The organism is Pseudomonas sp. GOM6, assembly GCF_029537485.1.
Taxonomy (GTDB): domain Bacteria; phylum Pseudomonadota; class Gammaproteobacteria; order Pseudomonadales; family Pseudomonadaceae; genus Aquipseudomonas.
Genome location: NZ_JARPUS010000024.1, coordinates 20,187 through 44,910 on the forward strand (window position 1 = coordinate 20,187; position 24,724 = coordinate 44,910).

Annotated in this window: 25 protein-coding genes; 9 read left to right on the forward strand and 16 right to left on the reverse strand. The window is 58.5% G+C overall.

The genetic code is table 11. The features are described 5' to 3' along the window. Positions 1 to 145 precede the first annotated feature (145 nt). Positions 146 to 766, reverse strand: a complete 621-nt coding sequence (locus P7A97_RS19725; RefSeq protein WP_010487132.1) for a glutathione S-transferase — start codon at positions 764 to 766, stop codon at positions 146 to 148. Positions 767 to 1,156: 390 nt separating this feature from the next. Here P7A97_RS19725 and P7A97_RS19730 point away from each other — a divergent pair, with 390 nt between their 5' ends. From P7A97_RS19730 to P7A97_RS19770, 9 genes are all read left to right on the forward strand, one after another. Then, the gene (locus tag P7A97_RS19730) at positions 1,157 to 1,750 is read left to right on the forward strand and encodes a TetR/AcrR family transcriptional regulator (protein ID WP_010953412.1); all 594 of its coding nucleotides are present in this window, start codon (positions 1,157 to 1,159) and stop codon (positions 1,748 to 1,750) included. 112 nt (positions 1,751 to 1,862) lie between these two features. Continuing rightward, the gene (locus P7A97_RS19735) at positions 1,863 to 2,897 is read left to right on the forward strand and encodes an NADP-dependent oxidoreductase (protein ID WP_010953413.1); all 1,035 of its coding nucleotides are present in this window, start codon (positions 1,863 to 1,865) and stop codon (positions 2,895 to 2,897) included. Positions 2,898 to 3,017: 120 nt separating this feature from the next. Continuing rightward, complete coding sequence (locus P7A97_RS19740) at positions 3,018 to 3,260, forward strand: hypothetical protein (protein WP_004574300.1); 243 nt, start codon at positions 3,018 to 3,020, stop codon at positions 3,258 to 3,260. 99 nt (positions 3,261 to 3,359) lie between these two features. Further along, positions 3,360 to 3,821 (forward strand): (2Fe-2S)-binding protein, encoded by a 462-nt coding sequence (locus tag P7A97_RS19745; RefSeq protein ID WP_004574298.1) that lies wholly within the window; start codon positions 3,360 to 3,362, stop codon positions 3,819 to 3,821. 1 nt (position 3,822) lies between these two features. Beyond that, the gene (locus P7A97_RS19750; protein ID WP_277692168.1) at positions 3,823 to 6,015 is read left to right on the forward strand and encodes a molybdopterin cofactor-binding domain-containing protein; all 2,193 of its coding nucleotides are present in this window, start codon (positions 3,823 to 3,825) and stop codon (positions 6,013 to 6,015) included. Positions 6,016 to 6,025: 10 nt separating this feature from the next. Beyond that, the gene (locus P7A97_RS19755; RefSeq protein ID WP_010487144.1) at positions 6,026 to 7,246 is read left to right on the forward strand and encodes a cytochrome c; all 1,221 of its coding nucleotides are present in this window, start codon (positions 6,026 to 6,028) and stop codon (positions 7,244 to 7,246) included. A 13-nt stretch (positions 7,247 to 7,259) separates the two neighbouring features. After that, positions 7,260 to 8,468, forward strand: coding sequence for an XdhC/CoxI family protein (locus P7A97_RS19760; protein ID WP_196126159.1), 1,209 nt, complete (start codon positions 7,260 to 7,262; stop codon positions 8,466 to 8,468). 28 nt (positions 8,469 to 8,496) lie between these two features. After that, the gene (locus tag P7A97_RS19765; protein WP_190977283.1) at positions 8,497 to 8,835 is read left to right on the forward strand and encodes a putative quinol monooxygenase; all 339 of its coding nucleotides are present in this window, start codon (positions 8,497 to 8,499) and stop codon (positions 8,833 to 8,835) included. Beyond that, on the forward strand, positions 8,832 to 9,800 hold the full coding sequence (locus P7A97_RS19770; protein WP_010487148.1) for a radical SAM protein: 969 nt from the start codon (positions 8,832 to 8,834) through the stop codon (positions 9,798 to 9,800). The genes P7A97_RS19765 and P7A97_RS19770 overlap by 4 nt, the downstream gene beginning before the upstream one ends. On the opposite strand, the gene P7A97_RS19775 is transcribed toward P7A97_RS19770, so the two are convergent. The 15 genes from P7A97_RS19775 to P7A97_RS19845 form a co-directional block, all read right to left on the reverse strand. Next, entirely contained in the window at positions 9,778 to 10,377 is a 600-nt protein-coding gene (locus P7A97_RS19775) for a nucleotidyltransferase family protein (RefSeq protein ID WP_024765057.1), read from the reverse strand. The genes P7A97_RS19770 and P7A97_RS19775 overlap by 23 nt on opposite strands. 282 nt (positions 10,378 to 10,659) lie before the next feature. Next, positions 10,660 to 10,965 carry a helix-turn-helix transcriptional regulator gene (locus P7A97_RS19780; protein ID WP_010487150.1) on the reverse strand — a complete coding sequence of 102 codons (306 nt, stop codon included), beginning with the start codon at positions 10,963 to 10,965 and terminating at the stop codon, positions 10,660 to 10,662. Positions 10,966 to 11,103: 138 nt separating this feature from the next. Then, entirely contained in the window at positions 11,104 to 12,087 is a 984-nt protein-coding gene (locus P7A97_RS19785) for an LLM class oxidoreductase (RefSeq protein WP_277692170.1), read from the reverse strand. Positions 12,088 to 12,153: 66 nt separating this feature from the next. Continuing rightward, positions 12,154 to 13,278, reverse strand: a complete 1,125-nt coding sequence (locus P7A97_RS19790) for an alkene reductase (protein WP_277692176.1) — start codon at positions 13,276 to 13,278, stop codon at positions 12,154 to 12,156. Between the two features lie 63 nt (positions 13,279 to 13,341). Beyond that, positions 13,342 to 14,841 carry an aldehyde dehydrogenase family protein gene (locus P7A97_RS19795; RefSeq protein ID WP_277692171.1) on the reverse strand — a complete coding sequence of 500 codons (1,500 nt, stop codon included), beginning with the start codon at positions 14,839 to 14,841 and terminating at the stop codon, positions 13,342 to 13,344. A 250-nt stretch (positions 14,842 to 15,091) separates the two neighbouring features. Next, positions 15,092 to 16,483 (reverse strand): NAD-dependent succinate-semialdehyde dehydrogenase, encoded by a 1,392-nt coding sequence (locus P7A97_RS19800; protein ID WP_010487163.1) that lies wholly within the window; start codon positions 16,481 to 16,483, stop codon positions 15,092 to 15,094. Between the two features lie 102 nt (positions 16,484 to 16,585). After that, complete coding sequence (locus P7A97_RS19805; protein ID WP_010953424.1) at positions 16,586 to 17,686, reverse strand: NADH:flavin oxidoreductase/NADH oxidase; 1,101 nt, start codon at positions 17,684 to 17,686, stop codon at positions 16,586 to 16,588. A 366-nt stretch (positions 17,687 to 18,052) separates the two neighbouring features. Next, complete coding sequence (locus P7A97_RS19810) at positions 18,053 to 18,877, reverse strand: NADPH-dependent oxidoreductase (protein ID WP_010953425.1); 825 nt, start codon at positions 18,875 to 18,877, stop codon at positions 18,053 to 18,055. Positions 18,878 to 18,946: 69 nt separating this feature from the next. Next, on the reverse strand, positions 18,947 to 19,249 hold the full coding sequence (locus P7A97_RS19815; RefSeq protein WP_128663847.1) for a DUF1330 domain-containing protein: 303 nt from the start codon (positions 19,247 to 19,249) through the stop codon (positions 18,947 to 18,949). Between the two features lie 9 nt (positions 19,250 to 19,258). Continuing rightward, the gene (locus P7A97_RS19820; protein WP_010953426.1) at positions 19,259 to 19,936 is read right to left on the reverse strand and encodes a type 1 glutamine amidotransferase domain-containing protein; all 678 of its coding nucleotides are present in this window, start codon (positions 19,934 to 19,936) and stop codon (positions 19,259 to 19,261) included. 82 nt (positions 19,937 to 20,018) lie between these two features. Then, positions 20,019 to 21,176: an iron-containing alcohol dehydrogenase gene (locus P7A97_RS19825; protein WP_010953427.1), complete on the reverse strand. Its 1,158-nt coding sequence runs from the start codon at positions 21,174 to 21,176 to the stop codon at positions 20,019 to 20,021. Between the two features lie 251 nt (positions 21,177 to 21,427). Further along, positions 21,428 to 21,976: a JAB domain-containing protein gene (locus P7A97_RS19830; protein ID WP_010487172.1), complete on the reverse strand. Its 549-nt coding sequence runs from the start codon at positions 21,974 to 21,976 to the stop codon at positions 21,428 to 21,430. Continuing rightward, positions 21,948 to 22,898 carry a hypothetical protein gene (locus P7A97_RS19835; protein WP_031299400.1) on the reverse strand — a complete coding sequence of 317 codons (951 nt, stop codon included), beginning with the start codon at positions 22,896 to 22,898 and terminating at the stop codon, positions 21,948 to 21,950. Before P7A97_RS19835 ends, P7A97_RS19830 begins: the two co-directional genes overlap by 29 nt. A 92-nt stretch (positions 22,899 to 22,990) precedes the next feature. Beyond that, the gene (locus P7A97_RS19840; protein ID WP_277692174.1) at positions 22,991 to 23,995 is read right to left on the reverse strand and encodes a lambda-exonuclease family protein; all 1,005 of its coding nucleotides are present in this window, start codon (positions 23,993 to 23,995) and stop codon (positions 22,991 to 22,993) included. A 79-nt stretch (positions 23,996 to 24,074) separates the two neighbouring features. After that, on the reverse strand, positions 24,075 to 24,724 hold a 650-nt coding region (locus P7A97_RS19845; protein WP_277692175.1), incomplete at its 5' end, for a DUF932 domain-containing protein.

Sequence of the window (24,724 nt, forward strand, 5' to 3'; positions counted from 1 at the left end):
AGTGCGTCTGTAAAAAAGCAAAAACCCGGGTCGAACCCGGGTTTTCGGTTGAGTCACTCGGTTGAGTCCTTTTGGGGTATGAATTGAGCAATGCTGCTCTCAGACCGGCGTTGGTTTCTTGGAGGCTTTTTTTGCGGAGCCAGGTTTAATTGGCATCTATATCCAGTGCTCGCTTGTAACTTATCTGATTTTCAATATTAGTAATATAGCTTTCGATATGTGGAAATGCACCGCTAGACTTGAGCAGATTAAGTGCGCCTTTCACTACAAAACCCAGCATGAAGTCTGCTCCTGTGAGTCTGTCTTCGACTAAAAATTTTTTATTATTCAAGTGATTGTTTAGGTATGAAAAAACTTTGTTGAATTCAATTTCTGCATAGTTCTTGAGGAATTTTAGGTCGGTTCCGGATCGTGTTTCGAACTCATTGAATATTTTAAGTAGGAGCGGGAGCATCGCTGAGCTCTCTGAGAAGTGTATCCATTGTAGGTAGTCAATATATTCTGGACTTTTTTCGTTTGGTGCTAGATGGGGGGCGAATTCTTTAATCAAAACTTCTGTAATCGACCCTGACTCCGCAATTATCTTGCCGTCGAGCTCAATAACCGGAGATTTGCCTAGCGGGTGAATGTCCTTCAGGGTTTCGGGGGCCAGATGGGTTTCTTTATCACGCTGATACCGAATGATTTCATATGGTTGGCCTATTTCTTCCAGTAGCCACAGAATACGAAACGACCTAGAATCATTTAGATGGTGGAGTTTTATCATCGTTATTACGCCTTGTAAGTTATCGTGGGAGGGGAGGTGTGCTTTGTATGAGGGATCTCGGCAGGGGGGGGGGCAGCAACCGGCGATCAAAATTTTATCTGTCACTAAGCGACCAGTCTACTGGCATGGCAAGCTGAGTGCGGCGATGCCCTTTAGGTTCCCTCCGGATCCACTGAGGTCTCTATCCAGCGGCTTTCCTTCTGGGCACGAGCGAAGGGCGGTTTGAAGGTTCCCCGTTAGCTTCAGGTAGGTGCTTCGCCGTACTGCGCCGCCATGAGCTCGCTGTGTGTGGGTTGGTCTGTATACTGTCTGAGTGTCATCAAGAATGGCTAACAATTCTCTCAGAAATTCACTATAGACGACTGGTCTATTTATTGATACATTAATCCGATGAAACTACGTTACGACGATACGCGTCAGCATCTACTCGATACCGGCCACCGCATGATGGTGGTTAAGGGCTTCACTGGTGTGGGCCTTAACGAGATTTTGCAGGCCGCTAACGTGCCGAAAGGCTCGTTTTACCATTATTTTAAGTCCAAAGAGCAGTACGGCCAGTCGTTGCTTGAGGATTACTTTCGCAATTATTTGGCGAGCATGGATGAGCGTTTTGCCGTCACGGGCAACACGGCTCGCGAGCGCCTGATGGGGTATTGGCAGAAGTGGCTAGACAGCTACTGCGAGCCCTGCGACGACCAGAAGTGCCTGGTGGTGAAGCTGAGCGCAGAGGTAGCTGATCTTTCGGAGCCCATGCGCCTCACGCTGCGCGATGGTGCAGATCAAATCATTGCGCGGATTTCTGAATGTATTGAGCAGGGGCAGCGAGACGGTTCTCTGGCAATGGGCGATGCTTTCCACACTGCGACGGCCCTTTACCAGTTGTGGCTCGGTGCGAGTCTGCTGAGCAAGCTACACCGTAATAGTCGGCCGCTGGAAAACGCCATGGCCACAACTCAGACCATTCTGACCTCTGACAACATCTGATGGCGCGGTTGCCCACCTGTTGGTGGGCATTTTTTTCACTGACCAACTAGTCGACTGGTCTAATCAGGGTGATCGAGACAAGCCCAACTTCAGCAACCCCAGGAGTTTGCACATGCCCCAATCAAAGCTAATCAATCGGCGCGTCGTTCTGGCCTCACGTCCCCACGGTGCGCCTCTCGAAGCGAATTTTCGCATTGAGCAAAGCCCCATTCCTGAGCCAGCAGAAGGGCAGGTTCTGTTGCGTACCGTTTACCTCTCACTTGACCCTTACATGCGTGGTCGCATGAGTGATGCACCGTCCTATGCTGCGCCGGTGGAAATCGGTGGAGTGATTGTGGGTGGCACTGTATGCCGTGTGGAGGCTTCGAAAAACCCGGCCTACAAGGTCGGTGACTGGGTGCTGTCCTTTGCTGGCTGGCAGGACTACACGCTGTCCGATGGAAGCGATCTGACCGCGTTGGGTGAGTCGCCGGCGCATCCTTCTTATGCCTTGGGCATCTTTGGCATGCCGGGCTTCACCGCTTATATGGGCTTGCTCGATATTGGCCGGCCGCAGGCGGGTGAAACCCTGGTGGTGGCGGCGGCCACCGGGCCGGTTGGCGCGACTGTGGGGCAGATCGGCAAGATCAAGGGCTGCCATGTGGTCGGTGTCGCCGGTGGCGCGGAAAAATGCCGGCATGCGGTCGAGGTGCTGGGTTTTGATGCCTGTCTAGATCACCGTGCGCCGGACTTCGCCGAGCAACTGGCCAAGGCCTGCCCGGCAGGTATCGACATCTACTTCGAGAATGTCGGCGGCAAGGTCTTCGATGCGGTGCTGCCGCTGCTCAATACCAAGGCCCGAGTGCCCGTCTGCGGCATTATTGCGCACTACAACGATACCGCTTTACCCAACGGGCCAGATCGTTTGCCTGCTTTGATGGGCAGCATTCTGCGCAAGCGTATTCATGTTCAGGGTTTCATTATTTTTGATGATTACGGCCACCGCTACAACGAGTTCTTTAACGATATGTCGAGCTGGTTTGCGCAGGGCCGGATTAAATACCGTGAAGAATTAGTGAGTGGTCTGGAGGAGGCGCCTAAGGCCTTTATCGGCCTGCTCGAGGGGCGAAATTTTGGCAAGTTAGTGGTTCGCGTCAGTGAGGACTGATTGCCGCTTGTTGGGATAACACAGGTTATTGCTCTGCCAGCTCAAGCTCCTTGCTGGTAGGGCTTTTTTATTTAAAAAATCCAGATTGCTAAGTTACAGGCAATGCCTGCAGGGGGAGTTATGCATACACCCAGTAAGCGCTCGCATAAAATAAACGCCATGTTCTGGCGTGTAGTGGTTGGTTGTCTGGGGCTTTACCCAACACTCTTGTTGGTGCTGAGTGTATTAGCCCCGCTGACCCGTGATCTGAGTTTCCCGGTAATGGTGCTGGTGGAAGTGCTGGTATTGGTGCCTGTCACCCAGCTTATTTCCTTTCCATTGGCCGGGTGGCTGGTTGCCCGTTTAAGGCGAATAGATTCGTGAGGGCATGACGCTGTTTAAGTCTGCCTCACGTCGCGCACCCACATGATCAAAGCGATAACCAAGGTTGTCGGCATCAACACTTTAAGCAGAGGAAATACCATGCAAATGTTAATCATTAACGGACAGTCGCAGCAGGTTGACGTTGCCCCCGATATGCCTCTGCTATGGGTCCTGCGCGATGTGCTGGGCCTAACCGGAACCAAGTATGGCTGCGGCATTGCCCAGTGCGGCGTGTGCACCGTGCACCTCGATGGCCAGCCGATTCGTTCGTGCGTGACGCCGATTTCCGCCGTGGCGGGCCGCGCTATCACCACCATTGAGGCCATCGGTGAGACGGTCGTGGGCCAAGCCGTGCAGCAGGCCTGGCTGGCGCATGAGGTGGTGCAATGCGGTTACTGCCAATCAGGGCAGATCATGGCCGCCACGGCGCTGCTGCAGAGCCAGCCGAAGCCCGATGATCAGGCAATTGATGCCGCCATGGCGGGCAATCTGTGCCGCTGCGCCACCTACACCCGGATTCGCACGGCCATTCACAGTGTTGGCCAGGTTGAGGAGGCGTGAGATGAAAAAGCCTAACGAAGTGACTGTTGATATGTCCCGTCGCCGCCTCTTGCAGGGCAGCGGTATCGCCCTCGGTGGCTTGGTGTTGAGTACCTGGCTACCGCCGCTGGTGGCCAAAAGCGCAGCCGCCGAGGCGGCTGCGGCAGGTCGGCTTGGTGATCACTCCGCGGAGGGTTACGGTGCCTTTGTCCGCGTTGGCCCCGATGGCGTGGTCACGGTGATCTCGCCGAAAATTGAAATGGGCCAGGGTGCGCAAACCGGTATTGCCATGATGGTCGCCGAGGAGCTGGAAGTGCCCCTGGATCAGGTAGTGATCCAGGAAGCGCCACCGAACTCGGCGCTGTATACCGACAGCCTGATGCAGTTTCAGGCCACCGGTGGTTCGACTTCTACTCGTGTTACCTGGGAGCCGCTGCGTCGGGCGGGCGCTACGGCGCGCATCCTGTTGATCCAGGCGGCTGCTCTGCAATGGCGCGTCGCGCCGAGCCTGTGCCATGCGCAGAACGGCCAGGTGCTTGGCCCCAATGGCCTGCAGGCGGCCTATGGCGACTTGGTCGAGGCGGCTGCGACGCTGCCATTGCCCGACGCAGTGCCGCTGAAAACCCCCGAGCAGTTCAAGTTGCTGGGCACCCCCGCGCAGCGTCTGGATACGCCTGCGAAGGTCAACGGCAAGGCGCACTTTACCATCGACCTGCAAATCCCCGGCATGCTGGTGGCCTCCAGTATCACCTGTCCGGTGTATGGCGGGCGGCTGCTCAACGTTGATGACAGTCAGGCGCGACGAGTGCCTGGGGTGCGCGACATCGTGCGCCTGGACAATGCCGTGGCCGTCACTGCGAGCAACTTCTGGGCCTGTCAGCAGGCCATCAGGGCGCTGAAGATCGAGTGGGACCTCGGCCCACATGCCGCGATTGGTTCAGCGCAGTTGGACCAGGAGCTGCTCGCCGCCAGTAGCCGTGATGGCGTGGTCGCCAAGCGCAGCGGCGACATTGAGCAAGCCAAGCAGCAATCGGCCAGCCAGTTCGAAGCGGTTTACGAGCAGGCGCTGTTGTCCCATTCGCCGCTTGAACCCATGAGTTGTGTGGCCCATGTGCGCAAAGATGCCTGCGAGCTGTGGGTCGGCACCCAAGTACCGGTGTTTGCCCAGCAGACGGCCGCCCAAGTCACCGGGTTGCCCGTGGAAAAAATCCAGGTGCACAACCAATTGATCGGTGGCGCATTCGGCCGGCGTCTGGAGTTTGATTTCATCACCCAAGCGGTGGCCATCGCATGCCAGGTCGATTACCCGATCAAGCTGATCTGGAGCCGTGAGGAAGACATGACCCACGACCTCTACCGGCCGCTGTATGCCGACCGTATGCAGGCCGCCCTCGACGAGCAGGGACGGCCGCTGGGTTGGGAGCACCGCATCGCCGGCGCCTCGATTCTCGCCCGTTATGTCGGCAGCTTGCCGCCCAATGGCGTGGATAGTGATGCCGTGGAAGTGGCGGTAGACCCCATCTACAGCCTGGCGCATTTGCAGGTTCGTTATATCCGCCAGGAGCCGAGCGTTGTGCCCGTGTCCTGGTGGCGCGGCGTGGGCCCGCTGCGCGGCACCTATGCCCTGGAGTGTTTTATTGATGAGCTGGCGCACAACGCCAAGGCCGACCCGGTTGCCTACCGCCTGGAACTGATGGCGGAGCAGCCGCGTGCCCAGGCGGTGCTGCGTTTGCTGGCCGAAAAGACTGACTGGAATAAGCCGTTGCCCGCAGGGCAAGGCCGTGGTGTGGCGGTCAGTGCGGTGTTCGGCAGCTATGTGGCGACCCTGGTTGAACTGGAGATGCAGGGCGACTTGGGCATACGCATCAAGCGGCTGGTCAGTGTGGTGGATTGCGGCTTTGCGACTAACCCGACCTCGGTTAAGGCGCAGATCGAGGGCGGCACGCTGTTCGGACTGTCCGCCTCGCTATTCAACGAAATCCTCATCGAAAACGGCCAGGTGCAGCAGACCAACTTCCACAACTACCGGCAGCTGCGCATCAGCGAAGCGCCGGCGGTGGAGGTGCACCTGCTGCCTAGCTTGGAGGCGCCGGGTGGCGTCGGCGAGGCCGGTACTGCGTTGATCGGTCCGGCCCTGGTCAACGCCCTGTTCGCCGCCTCGGGTCAGCGCATCCGTCGCCTGCCGCTGAGCCGCTTCGGCTACTACCCGGTTTAAGGAGCACTTGATGAAATTAATAAGCAACCTACTGACGCTCGCCAGCGCGGCTCTGCTGGCGCAAGCGGCCTATGCGCAAGAGGACTTGCTGGCTAAGGGCGAATACCTGACGCGCGCTGCCAACTGTGTGGCTTGCCATACCGTGTCTGGCGGTCAACCCTTCGCCGGTGGTGTTGAGTTCAAGCTGCCGTTCGGCTCGCTGTTTTCGCCCAACATTACCCCGGACACGCAAACCGGCATCGGTGCATGGACGGATGACGAGTTCGTCAGTGCGCTGCAGACCGGCATTGGCCGTGACGGCAAGCACTACTACCCGGCGTTTCCCTATACCTCCTACAGCAAGATGTCGCGCGATGACATCCTCGCGATCAAGGGTTATCTCGATAGCCTGGAACCGGTCGAGCAAGCACCGCGCGAAAACCACATCGGCTTCCCGTTCAATCAGCGCTGGGGCATGGTTTTCTGGAATTTGCTGTTCCTTAACGATGAGCCATTTCAGGCGGACAGCCAGCGCTCTGCTGAGTGGAATCGCGGCAAATACCTCGTCGAAGGGCCGGGTCACTGCGGCGAATGCCATTCACCGCGCAACCTGTTTCAGGCTGTCAGCAGCGAGCGCTCGCTGGCCGGTAACCTGATCCAGGGTTGGAACGCCTACAACATCAGTGCCGACCCCGTGCACGGCATTGGTGCCTGGCCCACGGACGTGCTAGCTGGCTATTTGAAGGATGGCGCAGCGCCAGGCCTGGGTTTGTCTTCAGGGCCCATGGCGGAGGTGGTGGAAAACAGCTTGCGCCACCTGACTGACGCTGACCGTCAGGCGATTGCAGTGTTCCTCAAGGACTCGCCACCGCGCAGTGAAGGCGTGCCTCGCCCGCAGCAGGTCACGCTTGCAGAACCGGGCAGCGGCAGTGCACTCGGTAACAAGCTGTTCGCCGAAGCCTGCGCCAGTTGCCACCGCTGGGACGGCACGGGCAACCAGAGCCAGACGGCCATGCTGCTGGGCTTGAAGACGGTCAACGATCCGGCCGCCAGCAACTTGCTCGGCATTCTGTTGAGTGGCCACGGCGCCGCCGACGCCCCAGTGAATCGGCGTATGCCATCGTTCGGCAACATTTATACCGATCAAGAGTTGGCCGCGTTGAGCAGCTTTATGTTGCAGCGTTTCGGCGAGAGTGGTGCGCAGGTTTCGGTGCCGGCTGTGGCTAAGCGCCGGACCGAGTCCCTGCATTGAGCGGAGGTTCTGCATGTCGGGCCTGAACACATTGCTGGATGCGCTCCTGGCCGAGCGCGAGGCTGGCCGCGAAGCGGTGCTTGCGACTGTAGTCAAGGTCGAAGGTTCGGCGTATCGGCGGCCCGGTGCGCGCATGCTGGTGTCGCGCTTCGGCCGGCCCGAGGGCACCATCAGTGGCGGCTGCCTGGAGGCGGAAGTGGCGAAAAAGGCTTGGTGGCTGACCGAAGCCGGGCCGGCGCTGCGCAGCTACAGCACCGCAGAGGCGGATGACGCCAGCGAGGAAGCGCTGAGCTTCGGCCTGGGCTGTAACGGCAAGGTTCACGTGCTGTTCGAGCGCCTGCCGGCCGGCCCTTGCGCCTTGGTCGATGCTTTGCTCAGCGTGCGCGACCGCCAGCAGCCTGCGGCCATCGCCACGGTAATCGCCAGCTCGGGCGCGGCTGCGCCACGCTTAGGCGAGCGGTTGTGCTTGATGCCTGGGCAGGAGGCCGCGGGCGAGTTGCTGCGCTCGGTGCTGGTTGAGCAAATCAGCGCCGACCTGCAGCAGACCTTGCTGCGCGGCAAGTCATCCCGTGGTCTCTACCCGAATGGTCTCGGCGAAGTGGAAGTGCTTCTGGAGTACTTGCCGCCGGTGCGGCGTCTGGTGATCTTCGGCGCGGGCCATGATGCCCAGCCGCTGGTGCGCATGGCCAAGCTGTTGGGTTGGCATGTGACGGTGATCGACGGCCGGGCGCACTTTGCCCGGGCCGAGCGTTTTGCCGAGGCTGACCAGGTGCTGGTCGGCGATGTAGAGCAGCCTTTCGATTACCACGAGCTGGTGCGCGGGGCTGCGGTGGCGGTGATGACCCACAGCCTGGTGCAAGACGCGCATTGGCTAAAGGGTGTGTTGCACAGTGAACCCTGCTATGTCGGTCAGTTGGGGCCGCGTGAGCGCACCGAGCGCTTGTTGGCCGGCATCCACGAACAATTGGCTAAACCACAGGACGAGCTGCCGGGGCTGGAATGTTTGCATTATCCGATCGGCCTGGACCTGGGTGGCGACACCCCGGAAAGCGTGGCCATGGCGGTGCTGGCGGAAATTCAGGCAGTGCTCAACGGCCGCAATGGCGGCAGCCTGCGCTTCAGATCTGCGAGCATCCATGACAGCGACCCTGTGCTAATGGCTGGCCGGGATCAAACGGATGTTGCGGCAGAAGGTTGTCGGCTGGTGGCCGTGCAGCGTTAACAATTTATCAACCGAGGAACCCATCAGCATGAGTCAAGCCATACGCGTTGTAGCGATACTGATAGCCAAGGCTGGCAAAGAGTCGCAGGTCGAGCAGATTCTGCGCGCCTGTGTGCAACCATCGCGCGCCGAAGACGGCTGCCTGTCTTACGTCCTGAATCGCTGTATTGAACAGGCCGGGCGTTTTGTCTTCGTCGAGCGCTGGGCCAGCCATGAGGCGATAGCGCGCCATCGGCAGATGCCACATTACACGGCCATGGCCAATGCCTTGGGCGAGCTGCTAAGCGATCGTCAGGTTTATGTGCTTGAAGCGCTGGCGGAGGACATCGAACCCGCCATTGATCCCCGTACGGGCGTTGTCGAGTGATAGTTGATCGACATGGTCGGCGTTTTCGCAAACTTCGTCTGAGTCTGACTGCCGCATGCAATTACGCCTGCACCTACTGTGTGGCCGATGGCCGTCGCTTGGTGGCCGCACGCGATGAGCTGACGTCCGCGTCGATGCTGCGTGCCGTCGAGTTGCTCAGGGATGTTGCCGGGGTTGAGGAACTGCGCATTACCGGCGGCGAGCCGCTGCTGAGTGACCGGCTGGAGCCCTTTCTGCAGGGCGTAGGTAAGCTGGCGTTGCAGGACATTAGCCTGACCACCAATGGCCAGTTGCTGGCCGGCAAACTGCCGTTATTGCGCAGCGCCGGCATCCAGCGGCTCAATGTGTCCCTCGATACGCTCGACCCGAGTGCCTTCCGCACGATCGCCAAGGGCGGCGACCTGCAGACGGTGCTCAACGGCATTGAGCAGGCGCGCCGAGCCGGCATGAGCATCAAGATCAACATGGTGCCGATGCGTGGTAGCAACCTCGATCAAGTTTTGCCCATGTTGGCGTTCTGCCTTCAGCAGGGCTACGAATTGCGTTTTATCGAACTTATGCGCATGGGCCATCTGGCCCAGAATGCAGAGGCTTTTCGTACCCAGTTCGTCGGCCAGCGCGAGCTGCTGGAGCTTATCGGCGAGCGTTATGCCTTCACCCAGGCTGAGGCGCCGGTAGACTCCACCGCGCTGCGTTATAGCGTTGGCGAGCGCGGGGCGTTCGGCATCATTGCCAACGAAAGCGCGCCCTTTTGCCGGAGCTGCAGCCGTCTGCGCCTGTCGTCTACCGGCAGTTTATACGGATGTCTGTCATCCAATCGCGGGCACTTTATGGGCACGCTGTTGGATCTGCCGACTGAGCAGGCACAGCCGCAGCTCACCGCGTTGCTCGGCCGTGCGCTGGCGGACAAGCAGGACGCTACGTTTACCGGCAGCGCGCTGATTATGAAATCGGTGGGTGGCTGAGGTCGTCCGGCCTGTCGACGTCCCGCAGAATGCCGTGGTCATCGAGCGTCACGGCAATCACCTGTTGCGCATGGCTGGCGATCAAGCCCCTGGCCCCATTCTCGCCTTGCAGTTGCATCAGCTCCGGCCAGAAGCGCCGGCCGAACAACACCGGGTGGCCGCGCTGACCCTCGCAGTAAGCCACGACGATATGTTCAGCGTCGGCCTGCGCTCGCAGTTGCCGCAGGGTGGCGGCAGAAATCCACGGCATATCTCCAAGCAGCACCGCCACCGCAGTGGCCTGCGAGTGTGCCAGGCTCTGGATGCCGGCAGCCAGGCTTGAGCCCATGCCCTGTTTGGCGTGGGCCGCACGTACCAGCTGAACGCCAGGCGGTATAGCCAGGGCCTGGGCATCGTCCTCGGCTTTTAGCACGACTCGAACATCGCTGAAGGCTTCTTGCGTGCGCAGCACTGTTGCGCGTAGCAGGCTGTTGCCGTCGGCCAGCTTGGCGCAGCGTTTGTCGCTGCCGAAGCGCTGCCCGGTGCCGGCGGCGAGTACCAGGCCAATACACTCAGGGTTGCGGCGCGGTTCTGTCATGTTGAAAATCTATGTTGCCCCCGAAAGAAGGTTGGCCGTAGAAGAGCACTTGAAGGGCTTCGCGTCCTCTCTGGAGTGTGCTGTCGTTTGCGTGTACAGCCCCTGGTTTCAGCGTTATCAAGTGGCAGTTTTGCTATAGGAGCGTTTTTTCCGCGCACCGCATCACTGGTAATGCTGTTCGATCACTCGAAGCTTCGGATGATCTGATCGTTATTTGGTCAGATTGCTGTTTTTGACATCGGCAAAGACTGAAATCAGTCAGAAATACAAGGGTGTGCAGCCCTAGATTCTTTCTTGCAGCGCCTTGAAGAAGGCATCGATATTCTCATCGTGGCGTTTGTAGTAGGTCCAGGGGCCGATCCGCTGCGATGTCACCAATTGCGCGCGCTGTAGAGCTGCGAGATAAAGCGATGTCGTTGACTGCGAGAGGCCCGTGCGTTCCTGGATGATACTGACGCACACACCTACCGTCTCTGGATCTACCTCCTGCTCGGGAAAGTTTGTCCTGGGATCCTTGAGCCAATTAAGGATGGCTAGGCGCATCGGGTTCGCCAATGCTTTAAGGGCTTCGTTGACATCAATGGTCATAGATTTTTCTATACCTATTTTTTGCGATATTTAGATATTTTCCTAGTTCGCGTAGAAAATTGGAAGGCGTCTCCGTGACCTCTGCGCGCCCGCCTGTCAAAAAGACTGGCTGCTCTGGACTGAAATCCTATTGCCCTATCAGGTCGGGCTATCGGACGTCTGTGTGTCGAAGTGCGGGATGATGTGCTTGCCAAGTTCCTCGATAACCTCTGCTGCGGGGCGTTTACCGTACTTGAGGTTCAGGATGACGTGGTTCACACCGATTTCCTCAAGCGTATCCAGTAAGGCCCGAAGGTGGTCACGTCCCAGGCGGAATCCAAGATGGATATGCGAGGGCGGCGTGGACGGGTGTTCGTCAAGGTCGATATAAAGCGACTGCAAGAACGGCTTGTAGGTGGGACCACACTGTTTCAATATTTCCTGTCGCCAATCCTCCACGATCAGTCGCTGTATTTTCGGTGGGCGTGGATAGTTGATCCATCCATGGCTTTCGCGCGCGATCCAATCGAGCGACTGGCGGCTGTGTCCGGTTACAAATAGCGGTATTTCACGGGTCGTGGGTTTGGGAATGAGATCGGCCCCCAACAACTCGCCTCCACTCCAGCGAATGGGCTCGAAGTGTGTTCGATGAGCTTGACGTATCACCTCGCAGTTTTCTTGAAAGGTCTCGCCACGCTTTTCGGGATCGATGCTGAATGCGGGAAACTCCACGGGACGATCGCCAGAGGCTACTCCCAGGAGCAAGCGACCTCCGCTCAACTGATCAATGCTTGCTGCGGCCTTTGCCGTGTGCAGGGGATTACGCAGTGTAAGGGCGATGGAGGCCGTGCCTAATGCGATTTTTGTTGTATGGGCGGCCATATATCCCATGTACACCCAAGGGTCGAAAACCTGGCCGACATCGCCGAAGCTTGGGTCCCTGAGTGGGACGTCGCGAAACCAAAGCGCCGAAAAACCAAGCGCCTCTGCACGTTTGGCCAGCGCTACCTGATCTAGCATGCTCGGTGTATCACCTTCGAAAGCCTCCAGGGGAAAGAACAGCCCAAGGCTTAGATGACCCTGCCTGAAGGTTCGTTTGAATCCCCTATGCTCTTGGTAGGGGATCGTGCTCGGTTGGTACATGCTTAACTTCCTCGGTCAGCAAACGCAAAGCCACGCCCCTGAGTTATGGGGCGTGGCTCTGAGCGTTTAGGATTTGTAAGTCGGGTAGTCGGTGTAGCCCTTATCGGTACCGCCGTACATGCTGCTTGGATCAACTGGGTTAAGCGGCCAGTTGTTGGCGATGCGAGCGGGCAGGTCGGGGTTCGCAATGAAGGGGCGGCCAAAAGCGATCAGGTCGCCCCAGCCAGCTTTTATCACGCGATTTCCTCGTTCAGCGGTGTACTTGCCGGCATAGATAATCTTGCCGCTGAAGGTCTTACGAACAGCTTCCCGGAACGTCTCAGGCAGCTCGGGTGCGCTTTCCCAATCGGCTTCGGCGAGCGACAGGTAGGCAATGCCTACTTCCTCGAGGATCTTCACTGCCTCGATGTAGGTTTGGTGAGGATCTTCTTCGACCAGGCCAAGGTAGACGCGGTCTTCGTCTGTGGTCGCGAACAGCGGGGCGAAGCGAACGCCAACGCGCTCCTTGCCGACGACACCAGCAACGGCGAGGGTGATTTCGCGCAGGAAGCGAAGACGGTTCTGCAGCGAACCGCCATATTCATCATCACGCTGGTTGGTATGCGCCGAAATGAACTGGTTTACCAGGTACCCATTCGCGCAGTGAAGCTCCACCCCGTCAAAACCTGCGTCCAAAGCATTTCGGGCTGCTTGGGCGTAGAGCTCAACCAGTTCCTTTACCTCTTTGGTGGACAGGGCTCGTGGGGTCGAAGGGTCGGCCAGTGTACCCGTGCCGGGGCCAGTTTCGATGAACACCTTGACGTTGTCCGCGCGGATGGCTGATGGCGCGACGGGCGCTTCACCACCGGGTTGCAGCGACGTGTGCGACACGCGGCCCACATGCCAAAGTTGAGCAAAGATCACCCCCCCTTCGGCGTGAACAGCGTCGGTGACCTTACGCCAGCCTTGTATCTGTTCCGGGCTATGAATGCCAGGTGTCCAGGCATAACCCTGTCCTCGAGGTTCGATCTGTGTGCCCTCGGTCACCATGAAGCCAGCACCGCTGCGCTGACGGTAATATGTGGCCATTAGGTCGTTCGCAATATTGCCGGGTTGGGAGCTGCGTGAACGCGTCAGTGGCGGCAGAACGATACGGTTCTTGAGGGTGTATGGGCCCAGCTGAGTGGTTTTAAAAAGTTCTGAGTGTGTCATTTTGCTTACCTGCATATCTAAAATATTCGATGTTATAAGTCAAAAAAACATGGTTCAAGGAGGTCAGAAGAGCCCGAGCGGTGCTTCGTTGAGGCTGACGTAGATGTTCTTCTTCTGGCTGTAGGCTTCCAGCATTGACTTGTGAGTTTCCCGTCCTAGGCCAGATTTCTTATAGCCACCGAAGGGGGCATGGGCAGGGATCTCATGGTAGGTATTTACCCACATGCGTCCGGTTTCCACCGCGCGTGCCACACGTAACGCCCGGTTGATGTCTTGGGTCCAGACTGCACCGGCTAGGCCGTACTCGGAGTCGTTGGCCATGGCGATGACCTCCGCTTCATCCTTGAAAGGAATGACGCACAGAACAGGGCCGAAAATTTCCTCGTAGGCGACGCGCATATCGTTGCGAACACCGACCAGAATCGTTGGCTGGATGAAGAAGCCGGCATCGTAATTGGCACCTGTGAGACGACCGCCGCCGATCAGTACCTCAGCGCCTTCCTGTTTAGCGATATCGACGTAGCCGAGGATCCGTTCCATCTGGGACTTGCTGACCTGTGCACCCATCATGGTGTCCGGGTTCAGTGGGTCACCCACACGCACAGCTTCGAACTTATGCTTGAGCTCAGCCAGGAATCGCTCGTAGATGGATTCGTGAACGAACAGCCGTGCGCCGGATTCGCAGACTTGGCCTTGGTTCCACAGGATGGCGAGGACTGCGCCTTCCACGGCCTTGTCCCAGTTCGCATCGGGGAAAACGATGTTGGCCGACTTGCCGCCCAGTTCAAGGGTGGCGGGAATGATTTTCTTCGCTGCCGCATTGGCGACGAGTTCGCCGACACGCGTCGAGCCGGTAAAGGCAAGCTTGCGCAGGTCCGGATGATCCAGTAACGCCTGCCCAACTGTGGTGCCTAAGCCTGTGACGATGTTGACCACGCCGGCTGGAAGTACCTTAGCGAAGATCTTCGCCAGTTCGAGGATGGTTACCGGGGTCAGCTCGGAAGGTTTGATGACTACGGTGTTACCCGCTGCGATGGCTGGAGCGATCTTCCAGGCGGCCATAAGCAGCGGGAAGTTCCACGGAATCACTTGGCCCACGACGCCGAGGGGTTCACTGAGAGCGATGCTGAGTGTTTGCTCATCCAGCATGACCGCCTCATCCGATTGGCTGCGGATTACGCCAGCGAAGTAGCGGAAGTGATCAATCGCCAGTGGGATGTCGACGGAGCGACTTTCACGAATGGGTTTGCCTACATCAAGGGTTTCCAGAACCGCGAACCGATCGGCATCGGCTTCCAGTAGGTCGGCGATCTTCAACAGCGCATTGGCGCGTTCCGCTGGTGAGGTGGTACGCCAGGTCACGAAGGCGCGCTGTGCGGCCTGCACCGCGCGGTCGACGTCGGCAGCTGTGGCGTTTGGAATGTTGGTGAGAATTTTTCCGTTGGCGGGGTTGATAATGTCGAGGGTTTCACCGTATTCGGCCGTAACCCACTGGTTGTCGATAAACAGGCCGTAGCAGCTGTCGGGAAGGTGATTCGGATGGGTATCGCTGGAATCTTTCATGGGGTACCTCCTGAGGTGCCTAGGGTGGTTTACGAGTCCAGGCTATTCGTAATATTCACATATGTCAATATGCAGCTTTGTATTCCGGCACTTATGCATATCTCCGCACCCTTGCAGCTCACTTCTGGATCAGCCGGGAACGCGCCGTGCTTCGCGCCAGGGTTGCCTATGTAGTCCAGCCCCCTTGATCTATTCATCAAGGAGGCTGGCTGCATCAGGTATTGATGTTTGCGTTGATGTGCAGATGAAGTTAGAACGGCGCGTCAATATCGATGACGCTAATCAGCTTGTGATTGACGAATTCCTTGATGCCCAAGCCGATTAGCTCGCGCCCGTAGCCGGAGCGTTTGATACCACCGAAGGGTAGGTTGGCCCTCGAGGTGCTGGGATGGTTGACGAACACCATACCAGTGGAGATGCGTTTGGCCACCTCGGCGCCATGCTTAGTATCGGCGGTGAATACCGAGCCGCCCAGACCGAACGGCGAATCGTTGGCAATACGCACCGCGTCCTGCTCGTCCCTGGCACGGAAGATCATCGACACTGGGCCGAAGAACTCCCAGTAATAGGCGGGATTATCGGGCTCTACGTCAGTCAGGATAGTTGGTTGCACGAAGGCCCCCAGTCTAGGGACTCTGGGGCCGACTTCGGTGGCTCTCGCGCCGTGAGCGACTGCCACCTGGATCTTCTGACGAATCTCGTCGGCGGCGGCCTGCGATGACAAAGGGGCCAGCGTGGTTTCCTGGGCAAAGGGATCACCAGCCTTAAGCTGCGCCACTCCTTCTGTGTAGCGACTCAGAAACTCCTCATAGACCTCGTCCACCACAATCATGCGTTTGGAGGAAATACACACCTGTCCAGCGTTCCAGTGACGCCCGATTACGGCCCACTTCACAGTCTTATCCAGCTCGGCATCGCGCAGTACCACGAAGGCATCTGCACCACCTAGTTCCAGGGTCGACTTCTTCAACGCCTTGCCGGCCTGCGCAGCAATGATGGCGCCTGCTCCTTCAGAGCCAGTCAGAGCGACACCATGAACACGATCATCGCTGATAATGCTTTCGATCTGTTGACGCGTTGCGTAGAGATTGCGGAAAGCTCCCGAGGGTAAGCCCGCATCTAGCATCAACTGTTCGAAGGCTGCAGCACACTGCGGTACGTTTGACGCATGTTTGAGCAGTAGGGTGTTGCCGGCTGCTAATTGCGGAGCGAGGATGCGTGCTACTTGGTAGTAGGGGAAGTTCCATGGTTCGATGGCTAGAATGATTCCCAGCGGCTCGTGAGTTAAAGTTGCCTCTCCCTCGGACGGTTCTGCAACAGGGAGTTTCTCTGGAGCTAGCAGCCCCTCCGCATGCTTAGCGTAATACTCTAAAATTCGCGCTGAAATCTCGACTTCGCCCAAAGCTTCAGCGGTGATCTTGCCCATCTCTAAGGTTAGCAGGTGGGCATAGTCGCTGGCCTGGGCGCGTAGCAGCTCAGCTGCCCGCTGGAGAATGGCACTGCGTTCGGTAAAGCTGCGTTCTTTCCAGTCGAGGAACGCGCTATGTGCGTCGTCCAGCGCCTGATTGACCTGGTCGTCGGTGGTTTCTGGGAAGGTCTTGAGCAATTCCCCGTTATAGGGGTTGATAGTGGCGTAAGCCATGTGATTCTCCTACTCGTGGCATGGTGGCATGGTGGCATGGTGGCATGGTGGCATGAAAAGCTCCGGTCTTTCCGTACGTGGTGACAGGGGCTGAAACTCGGATTACTCCACCGGCGTATACCGTTCGAGCCAGTGGGCGTAAGGGGGGGGCAGTACCCATGCGGGGCGCTCGACGCCAAGGGTGCGAGCTGCCGCGTATGGCCAATGTGGATCAGCGAGGTGGGCCCGGCCGACCATTACCAGATCAGCCTGGCCATCGCGCACCAAGCGGTCGGCCAGGGCTGGCGACTCGATACCCCAGGCCGCAGCAACGGGAATGCCCGCCTCATGGCGTATGCGTTCGGCGATTGGTGCAAGGAATGCCGGTGCCCAGGGAGTGTCAGTGTTCGGGATGTTGAAGCCCGTGCTAACGTTGACTAGGTCGGCACCTGCGTTCTTGAGTTGCCGTATCAGCGCAATGGCTTCGAGCAGTGTCTGCTCATCCTGGTTGTCGTACTCGATTACGCCGAGGCGTACAGTCAGCGGAAGGTGCTCAGGCCATACTTCGCGCACTGCAGACATGGTTTCGATGAGAAAACGCCTGCGGTTTTCCACGTTGCCACCGTAGCCATCGCTGCGTCGGTTGGAATGCGCAGAGAGAAAACTCTGGCCTAGATAGCCGTGCGCGAAGTGTAGTTCCAGCCATTCGAAACCGGCTGACAAGGCTCGTCGTGCAGCCATGACGAATTCTTCACGCACCTGCGCGATATCGCTCAAGGACATTGCCCTGGGGACCTTTGATAAATGGGCTCCGAAAGCGATGGCAGACGGTGCGATTGTTTGCCAGCCACGGTGGTCGTCTTCGGCTATATGACCATTGCCCTCCCAAGGCCGATTCGCGCTTGCTTTGCGACCTGCATGAGCGAGCTGAATACCCGCTACGGAACCAGCTGCCTTAATTGCCTGGGCAATGGGGATGAAGGCTTCGCCTTGCTTGTCGCTCCATAACCCAGCACAACTGGGTGTGATTCGCCCCTCAGGTGAGACTGCGGTCGCTTCAACTATCACTAGTCCTGCTCCGCCACGCGCGATACTCGCGTAATGGATGTGGTGCCACTCGTTGACCAGCCCCTCGTTGGCCATGTACTGGCACATAGGCGGCACGGCAATGCGGTTACGTAAGCAATGACTTTTTAGTTCGAACGGTTCGAATAGCGCTGACACGATGGTTCTCCGATTGAATTATGGAGGAACTCACCCACATCGCTCGGATAGAACCGTGCAATGAGGCTCCGGAAACCAAGAGGTAGGCTCGTCCAACTAAAGTCCTTAGATCATTTACGGTTTAACTCGCTTGACCTTGCCGTTCTGGAAAGGTGTCTGTCGGTGTAGTTGGTTGGTTGTGAATAAAGCCCGAAGTCTTGCAGTGCGCGGCTATCCGGCCACTGGAACCTTGAGTGTCGGGTGAATGTCGACCAATGGATCACTACCGTTTCAACAAGGAACGGCGAGAGCGCAGCAAAGCAAAGTTGCCAGGTATTAGTGCTCCGGTTCAGGGCGGCGGGAATAGGCATGGGATATCTCACTATCTCAGCGCAGGCCGAAACCTAGGGTGTTTAATGCATCTCGCAAGCGGTGTCTTCCGCTCAGTGAATCCGCTCCTTTTACACGTTCCACGGCCTGGCTGGACCAGGAACGGTTTTCGCGTTGTTGACGATGTTGGAAGTCGCTCATCCTTCGGTCATAGGCAGCAACTGAAACCGCCTCTGCCTCGGTGGCCTCATAGCGCTCACGGTGAAGCACCACTGATTGCGCCAGGCGTGGCTTGATCTCGGCGGGCTGTGCCGGATCGGGATGACCGACGCACATGCCAAATACAGCGAAAGTGTCGTTTGGCAGGCCAAGCTCCTCGGACATCGCTTCCGGGTGGTTGCGCATTCCGCCGATGTAAACGATTCCCAGTCCTTGGGCCTCGAAAGCTAGTGCGGCGTTCTGAGCGGCCAGAGCTGCATCTACAACACCGACGGTGTAGCTTTCTAAATAGTCGATACCTGCAGTCGGTGCCTGAAGGGTTCTGGCTAGTCGGCGTAGGCGTGACCAGTCCACGAGCCAGACCAGGAACAGCGGTGCCTGCTCGACATGGCGCTGGTTACCGGACAGTCGGGCAAGCCTCGCGAGACGCTCGCGATCCCGCACGGCGAGCACGCTCCAAGCTTGCAGGTTCGAGGAAGTCGAGGCTGACTGGGCCGCCGCGATCGCCCAGCTCAGCATCTGCTCATCCACAGGAAGATCGCTGTAGGCACGTACTGATCGATGCTGCAACATCTGCGCGATCACGGTGTCGGCAGCAGGTAAGTTAGCTGGCTCGCCATAACGGGCTTGCCAGGCTTTGAGTGCTTCGTCTTGAAGGCTCATGATGGATTGTTCCAGTGCAATGACATGCACAAGCCGAGATATACGCTCATAACGACTTGTGCACGCGTGTCAGTTAGGTGATGTGTCGGTGCCTTCGATTAGAAAAACTCGGTACTCCGCACCGGAGAGACGATGCTTTAGCGCCGCCTGGTAAGCCGGGCTGGCATACCAGGCTCGAGCGGCTGTCATATCTTCGAAACGTAGAATGACCGCTCCCTCGATCGATGGACCTTCCAACACCTCCAGTTGACCGTAGAAAGCCAGACGTGTGACGTCGTGCCCTTCTCGTGCGGCAGGCGCCTCCTGCGCGTAACGTTGCAGTTCAGCAGCGTCGGTGGTGTGCTCGCGGGTGAAAACCACGAAGGCGGACATCGGGCCTCCTTAGCTCAGCACGTTGAGCAGCGCGTGGGCGGTGGCTTCGGAGGAGGCCGGGTTCTGGCCCGTGATCAGCAGCCCGTCGGTGATGACATGTACCTGCCAGTCGGCGGTCTTGCTGTAGTGGCCGCCCTGAGCCTTGAGCATGTCCTCGACCAGGAACGGCACCACCTGGGTCAGGCCTACAGCCTCCTCTTCGCTGTTGCTGAAGCCGGTGACCGCCTTGCCGGCGACCAATGGCTGGCCGTCGCTGCCCTTGACGTGACGCAGCACCGCGGGCGCATGGCAAACCGCCGCAACAGGCTTGCCGGCGGCGATGGAGCGCTCAATCAAGGCGATGGACGCGGCATCTTCGGCCAAGTCCCACAGCGGGCCATGGCCGCCGGGGTAGAACACAGCATCAAATTCGGCGCCGTTTAAGTCGCTGAGTTTTAGCGTGTTGGCCAGCGCGTGCGTGGCGACTGAATCAATCTCGAAGCGGCGGGTGGCGTCGGTCTGGAAGTCAGGCTCATTGCTCTTTGGGTCGAGCGGTGGCTGGCCGCCATTGGGCGATGCCAGGGTCAGTTGCGCGCCTGCGTCGATAAAGGCGTAGTAGGGCGCGGCCAGCTCTTCGAGCCAGAAACCGGTCTTTTCACCAGTGTTGCCAAGTTGCTCGTGGGAAGTCAGAACGAGGAGGATCTTCATGTGATTTACCTTGCGGATAAAAGTAGTTATGGCTGTTTGGTTATGCGCCGCTAGCGTGGGTGTGCGACGCTAGCGGCACGGCTTAGAGGCTGGCTTCAAGCACCCTGCGGCTGACGTCTAAGCTGACGTCGGCATGTTCGCCGAGTGCGGTTAGGCGGTGAGCGGCGAGCTGGTTGATCAGCGCATCGATGACGTCAGCGCCAAGCTGGTAGGCCGATAGGCGCGTCGGTAGGCCCAGACTCTCGAAGAGTGTCCGGGTCTGTTGTATGGCGGCATCAATGCGCTGTTCTTCGTCCCCTTGGCTTATATGCCAAACCCGCTCGGCGTATTGCAGCAACTTGGCGCGCTTGGCTTCACGGCGAACTTCGAGATTTGCGGGTAACACGATAGCCAGCGTCCGTGCGTGATCGATGCCGTGCTGTGCGGTCAGCTCATGACCAATCATGTGCGTAGACCAGTCCTGTGGCACACCCGCACCGATCAAGCCATTAAGCGCCAGAGTGGCCGTCCACATGAGGTTGGCGCGGGTGCTGTAGTCCGCAGACTCCTCCAGCATCAGCGGACCGATTTCGATCAGTGTTTGCAGCAGCCCTTCGGCGAAGCGGTCTTGCACGCGGGCATCGATTGGGTAGGTAAGGTACTGCTCCATGACATGCACGAACGCATCTACTACGCCGTTTGCGAGTTGGCGGGTAGGGAGGGTCTGGGTCTTAGTAGGATCAAGAATCGAGAATTGCGGGAACACGTGAGGGCTGCGAAACGGCAACTTGTCTTGTGTCGCTCGGCGAGTTACCACACCGCCGTTGTTCATTTCTGAGCCAGTTGCGGGCAGAGTTAGTACGGTACCGAATGGCAAGGCTTGCCGAATACTTGCGCCCCGCGTTTCAAGGATGTCCCAAGCATCACCGTCGTAGCCAACAGCGGCGGAAACGAACTTAGTGCCATCAATGACCGAGCCTCCACCAACGGCTAGTAGAAAGTCCAAGCGATGGATGCGAACCGTATCAACGGCCCTGATTAGCGTTTCGTAGCTGGGGTTCGGCTCTATACCCCCGAACTCCTGCACCTCCCGGAAACCTAATGCCTCTCGGACTTCGTGGAGCGTCCCGCTCGCACGAGCGCTTTGGCCACCATAGAGCAGCAGAATGCGGGCTTCAGTCGGAATCAGCTCATCCAGCCGGGCAATGGTTTGGTTACCGAAGATAATTCGCGTGGGGTTGTGGAAGTCAAAATTGAGCATAGATTTCTCTACTCCTTAAAAGTAGACCAGTCGTATATTTTTTGGTGAAATTTTTATTGCAGAAGCTCGTCGGCGCGCATTGCGCACCAAATAGCTGAAGATTGGTTAGAAGCTTGCTTCTAAAGGCAACCAAGTTGGTGTGGCATTCGTCTGCATTCCTGGTCCCGAGCCAAAGGCGTTGCCGCCAAGCAGCGTAAGCTCCGCGCGATGTCGAGGGTTGTTGCTAGGCACTGATGATAGGGCATCGGGAGTCATAGGTTTACCGTATCAAAAAAATAGACCGGTCGTCTACTTTCGGTTGTGGATAATCTATACAACGCTGTTTCGATGGTTGCTAATGAAGCAGCAGAAGCTTCATTGGCAGCGCATCGACTGATGCAGCCAAGCGTTACCACGCGGACTTCGCTTTGTAGCAGAAGGATCTGCCTGAGACCCAGTGCCTCACCGGAAGGGTGGTTGTGAACCAGCACGGTTGCCGCGGCGTTGTGCTCCAGAGCAGTCTTGACGACTTCCCGGGGATAGACGCTGGCACTGTCCAGAGTGCCCCGGAACAGTTCGTGAAAGACGATCACCCGGTGCCGGCTGTCGAGCAGAAGCAGGGCGAATACCTCATGCTCGTAGTCGCCCAGCAGCGCCTGCAGGTGGCCGAACACTTCCTTTGGTGAAGTCAGTGCTCGCCCCCGGCGCAGACGCAGATTCGCCAACTGTCGGGCCATCAGCAGGATTTCGGTTTCGGTGACCGGCGACTCGACCAGGTAGGTGCCGGTCGATTCACTGGCCTTCAGCTTGTGCAAGCGCATGGTGGGCTCCTTGAGGGTTATCGGTCGGTGGGGTATGGCGCTGGGCTTGCGCTTCCAGCTTCTCAGCCAGGCTGGGCTTGCTGGAGGTGGCTTGTGGTCTGATTGTTGAGGCGGGCACTTCACCTTCTGGGTAGAACTCTTCAACGATGGCGCTGGCATCCTCCTCGCTGTCCTCGAATGCGCCGTTGCCAAAGCCACGCCGTGCCGCCTCATCCAAGGCATCCTGATTGAATCCTGCTGCCTGTCGCCGTGAATCGAGCTCATTGGCGGTCACCAGCGCTTCGGCCATATCCATGCCACTGCGCACCGTGAGGTCGGCGTAGAAGATCGGCGTGCCATGGCTTTGTCGGGTGGATTTCCCGCGTAAACGCAGCTCCAGCGGTAGGCAGGCCAGGCGGTTGCCCGAGATGGCCTGGAAGTAATGCAGGCGAGCTGCCAGGGTGCGGATGCTGTTGAAGCCCGTGGTGCGGAACACGAAGCTGCCTAGCGGATCCTCATCACCAATGACCACATTCAGTCGGCCATAGGGCTTGCAGGCACCGCCCTTGGCGAGCGGACAGGCATCCGGTGACGGGCATGGCATCGACTGCATGCCGTCCTGCGTGACCCGCTTGCAGGTTTCGCCATTGCCGACGCAAACCGGGCGCCCCGATTGCCGGTCGAACAGCGTGTAGTCAGCCCGGAAATTCAGCTCCGGTTCGTTGAACAGCAGGCGTACCGGAATGCTGCGCAGCTTGTCGTCCTTGCCCTGACGCAGCTCGTCATTGAGCGGGTGCAGAAGCCAGCCGTCCTTGCCCTGCACCTGGGACGTGATGGTGAATTGGTCATCCTTCTCCGGCAGTCGCTTGCCATTCTTCTCGATGACCTTACCGATGGAAATCCGCCCGAGTACCGGCGGAGTGATAGCCAGACCTTTGAGCATGGTGAGTCTCCTGGAAATGAAAAAAGGCCAGCCACGCAGCGCGAACTGCATCAGCTGGCCAAGGGGGAGGGAAGGGTTGGAACAGCTGGGTTTCAGCCGACCAGGAAGCGTCGTGCACCCGGTTTCAGCAGTGGGTACTTGGCCTGCAGGTAGGGCTTGTCCTTGAGCAACTGAGCGACATCGAGACCGATACTGTCCTTGGCCTTGCGCCAGCTGACGTAGCCGCTGGAGAACTCCGCACGGCTGGCATCGCCCATGGCCTGCTGCAGCATCTGCTTCAGTTCAGCCTCTCGTTTTTCCCGCTCAGCAATCGACTGACGAACAGCCTTCAGCTCGATGTAAGCCGCTGACAGACCAGCATGCTGGCTGAAGTCGACGACCTGGCCGTTGTCCTCCGGGTAGAGGCAGCGCAGGGCCGACTCAGCGGAGGCGGTGCCATCGGCCGGCGGTGGGGTGTCGGTTTCCACGTAGTGCCAGAACTGGCGCTCCAGCTCGATCAGGCGAGCAATCATCTGCTCGTCCCGTTCGATACGGTGGATCTCCAGCGTTTGGCCACCCAGCAGTACCGCTACATCCGCCGCCTGCTTACCGGTGACGGCGAGCTGGTGCATCACCTGCAGCTGCACATACTCAGGCACGCCCTCTTTCCAGAGTCGTGCCCCATTTATGCCTGCTGTCTTGCATTCGAGGATCTGCACATCGTCCGCCGCGATCACCTCGCGGTCGATGTTAGCCAGCATCCAGGGCAGCTCCGGATTGGGATGCTGCAGCACGGCGTTGATGCGGCGTACCTTATTCTTGGTGCGCTTGCTGTAGTGCCAGGCCACGATGGGCTCCAGCACGTTGCCCCAGTACATCGGGCTTTCCTCATCCTGTGGGTCGGCCTTGGGCATGCCAGCATCACGGCCGGTCTTCTCCATCCAGAGTTCCAGCTGCGACTTGTAGGGGTTGAGTCCTACGGCTGCAGCTGCATCCGAGCTGCCAATACCTTGCTTACGGATCTGCAGCCAGTCCTCGCGTGGCAGCTCCTTAGTGCTGACCAGGCGCAGAGCTGGACGAGATTTGCTGGTGCTGCGATTCAATGAAGTGGCTTTCATAGCGTTCACCTTGCAGAAATAGAAACGCCCGACCTGCAACTAAACGGGTCGGGCGTTATGGGTTGGGGTTGGTAAAAGGTCAGGCGACCAATTGCAGGGCTGTATCCAAGGCGCGTTGCTTGATCTGGGCACCCTGGCCGAACCAGGCGGAGTCGAGGCGATACTCCGTGCTGCGTGCCCGGCGCTCGTGATCGACGTACTCGGTGACGGCATTGAGCAGGCCCCAGGCAGTGCCGCGTGCTGAGTCCAGCTGGCTGCCGCGACCTCGACCTTCGTACAGCTCCTGCACTTTGCGCAGAGCGCGCTCGTTGGGTAGTTGCTCCGGCAGGGCGCCGGTCGGGCTGGTCTCGCACATCACGTTCATGAAAAAGCCTAGCGCCTCGTGCCATTGCACCTTGCGCTCAGCCAAGTGGCGCATGCGGTACATAAAGTCGTCCCATTGCGAGACGGCGAGTCCGAGCTGTTTCTTCACCAGGTCGCCGTCGAAGCGGGTGCTGTGCGGAACCTTGATCGCACGACTGGTGCCGTCCAGGGCGATGGTCAGGGTGTTGTTGCAGACTACGCGGATGGTGGTGGGCGTTGCAGTGGTAGCCAGGGTGCCGTCGCAGGAGGTCGCTAGCAGCAAATAGCCATTTACCTGATCGTTGCCCTTGAGTGCAGCGCCCTGCCCAGTACGCGCCAGCGCCCAGAACTTGCGACCGCCCTTGAGCACGCCAGCGGTTTCCAGCT

Excerpts from the sequence above, each read along its gene's own strand:
- P7A97_RS19755 (WP_010487144.1), top strand. The coding sequence starts at position 6,026 with ATGAAATTAATAAGCAACCTACTGACGCTCGCCAGCGCGGCTCTGCTG.
- P7A97_RS19745 (WP_004574298.1), top strand. The coding sequence starts at position 3,360 with ATGCAAATGTTAATCATTAACGGACAGTCGCAGCAGGTTGACGTTGCC.
- P7A97_RS19835 (WP_031299400.1), bottom strand. The coding sequence starts at position 22,898 with ATGCTCAAAGGTCTGGCTATCACTCCGCCGGTACTCGGGCGGATTTCC.
- P7A97_RS19790 (WP_277692176.1), bottom strand. The coding sequence starts at position 13,278 with ATGACACACTCAGAACTTTTTAAAACCACTCAGCTGGGCCCATACACC.
- P7A97_RS19730 (WP_010953412.1), top strand. The coding sequence starts at position 1,157 with ATGAAACTACGTTACGACGATACGCGTCAGCATCTACTCGATACCGGC.
- P7A97_RS19785 (WP_277692170.1), bottom strand. The coding sequence starts at position 12,087 with ATGTACCAACCGAGCACGATCCCCTACCAAGAGCATAGGGGATTCAAA.
- P7A97_RS19775 (WP_024765057.1), bottom strand. The coding sequence starts at position 10,377 with ATGACAGAACCGCGCCGCAACCCTGAGTGTATTGGCCTGGTACTCGCC.
- P7A97_RS19810 (WP_010953425.1), bottom strand. The coding sequence starts at position 18,877 with ATGAGCCTTCAAGACGAAGCACTCAAAGCCTGGCAAGCCCGTTATGGC.
- P7A97_RS19735 (WP_010953413.1), top strand. The coding sequence starts at position 1,863 with ATGCCCCAATCAAAGCTAATCAATCGGCGCGTCGTTCTGGCCTCACGT.
- P7A97_RS19825 (WP_010953427.1), bottom strand. The coding sequence starts at position 21,176 with ATGCTCAATTTTGACTTCCACAACCCCACGCGAATTATCTTCGGTAAC.
- P7A97_RS19740 (WP_004574300.1), top strand. The coding sequence starts at position 3,018 with ATGCATACACCCAGTAAGCGCTCGCATAAAATAAACGCCATGTTCTGG.
- P7A97_RS19750 (WP_277692168.1), top strand. The coding sequence starts at position 3,823 with ATGAAAAAGCCTAACGAAGTGACTGTTGATATGTCCCGTCGCCGCCTC.
- P7A97_RS19820 (WP_010953426.1), bottom strand. The coding sequence starts at position 19,936 with ATGAAGATCCTCCTCGTTCTGACTTCCCACGAGCAACTTGGCAACACT.
- P7A97_RS19760 (WP_196126159.1), top strand. The coding sequence starts at position 7,260 with ATGTCGGGCCTGAACACATTGCTGGATGCGCTCCTGGCCGAGCGCGAG.
- P7A97_RS19795 (WP_277692171.1), bottom strand. The coding sequence starts at position 14,841 with ATGAAAGATTCCAGCGATACCCATCCGAATCACCTTCCCGACAGCTGC.
- P7A97_RS19830 (WP_010487172.1), bottom strand. The coding sequence starts at position 21,976 with ATGCGCTTGCACAAGCTGAAGGCCAGTGAATCGACCGGCACCTACCTG.
- P7A97_RS19815 (WP_128663847.1), bottom strand. The coding sequence starts at position 19,249 with ATGTCCGCCTTCGTGGTTTTCACCCGCGAGCACACCACCGACGCTGCT.
- P7A97_RS19765 (WP_190977283.1), top strand. The coding sequence starts at position 8,497 with ATGAGTCAAGCCATACGCGTTGTAGCGATACTGATAGCCAAGGCTGGC.
- P7A97_RS19840 (WP_277692174.1), bottom strand. The coding sequence starts at position 23,995 with ATGAAAGCCACTTCATTGAATCGCAGCACCAGCAAATCTCGTCCAGCT.
- P7A97_RS19725 (WP_010487132.1), bottom strand. The coding sequence starts at position 766 with ATGATAAAACTCCACCATCTAAATGATTCTAGGTCGTTTCGTATTCTG.
- P7A97_RS19800 (WP_010487163.1), bottom strand. The coding sequence starts at position 16,483 with ATGGCTTACGCCACTATCAACCCCTATAACGGGGAATTGCTCAAGACC.
- P7A97_RS19780 (WP_010487150.1), bottom strand. The coding sequence starts at position 10,965 with ATGACCATTGATGTCAACGAAGCCCTTAAAGCATTGGCGAACCCGATG.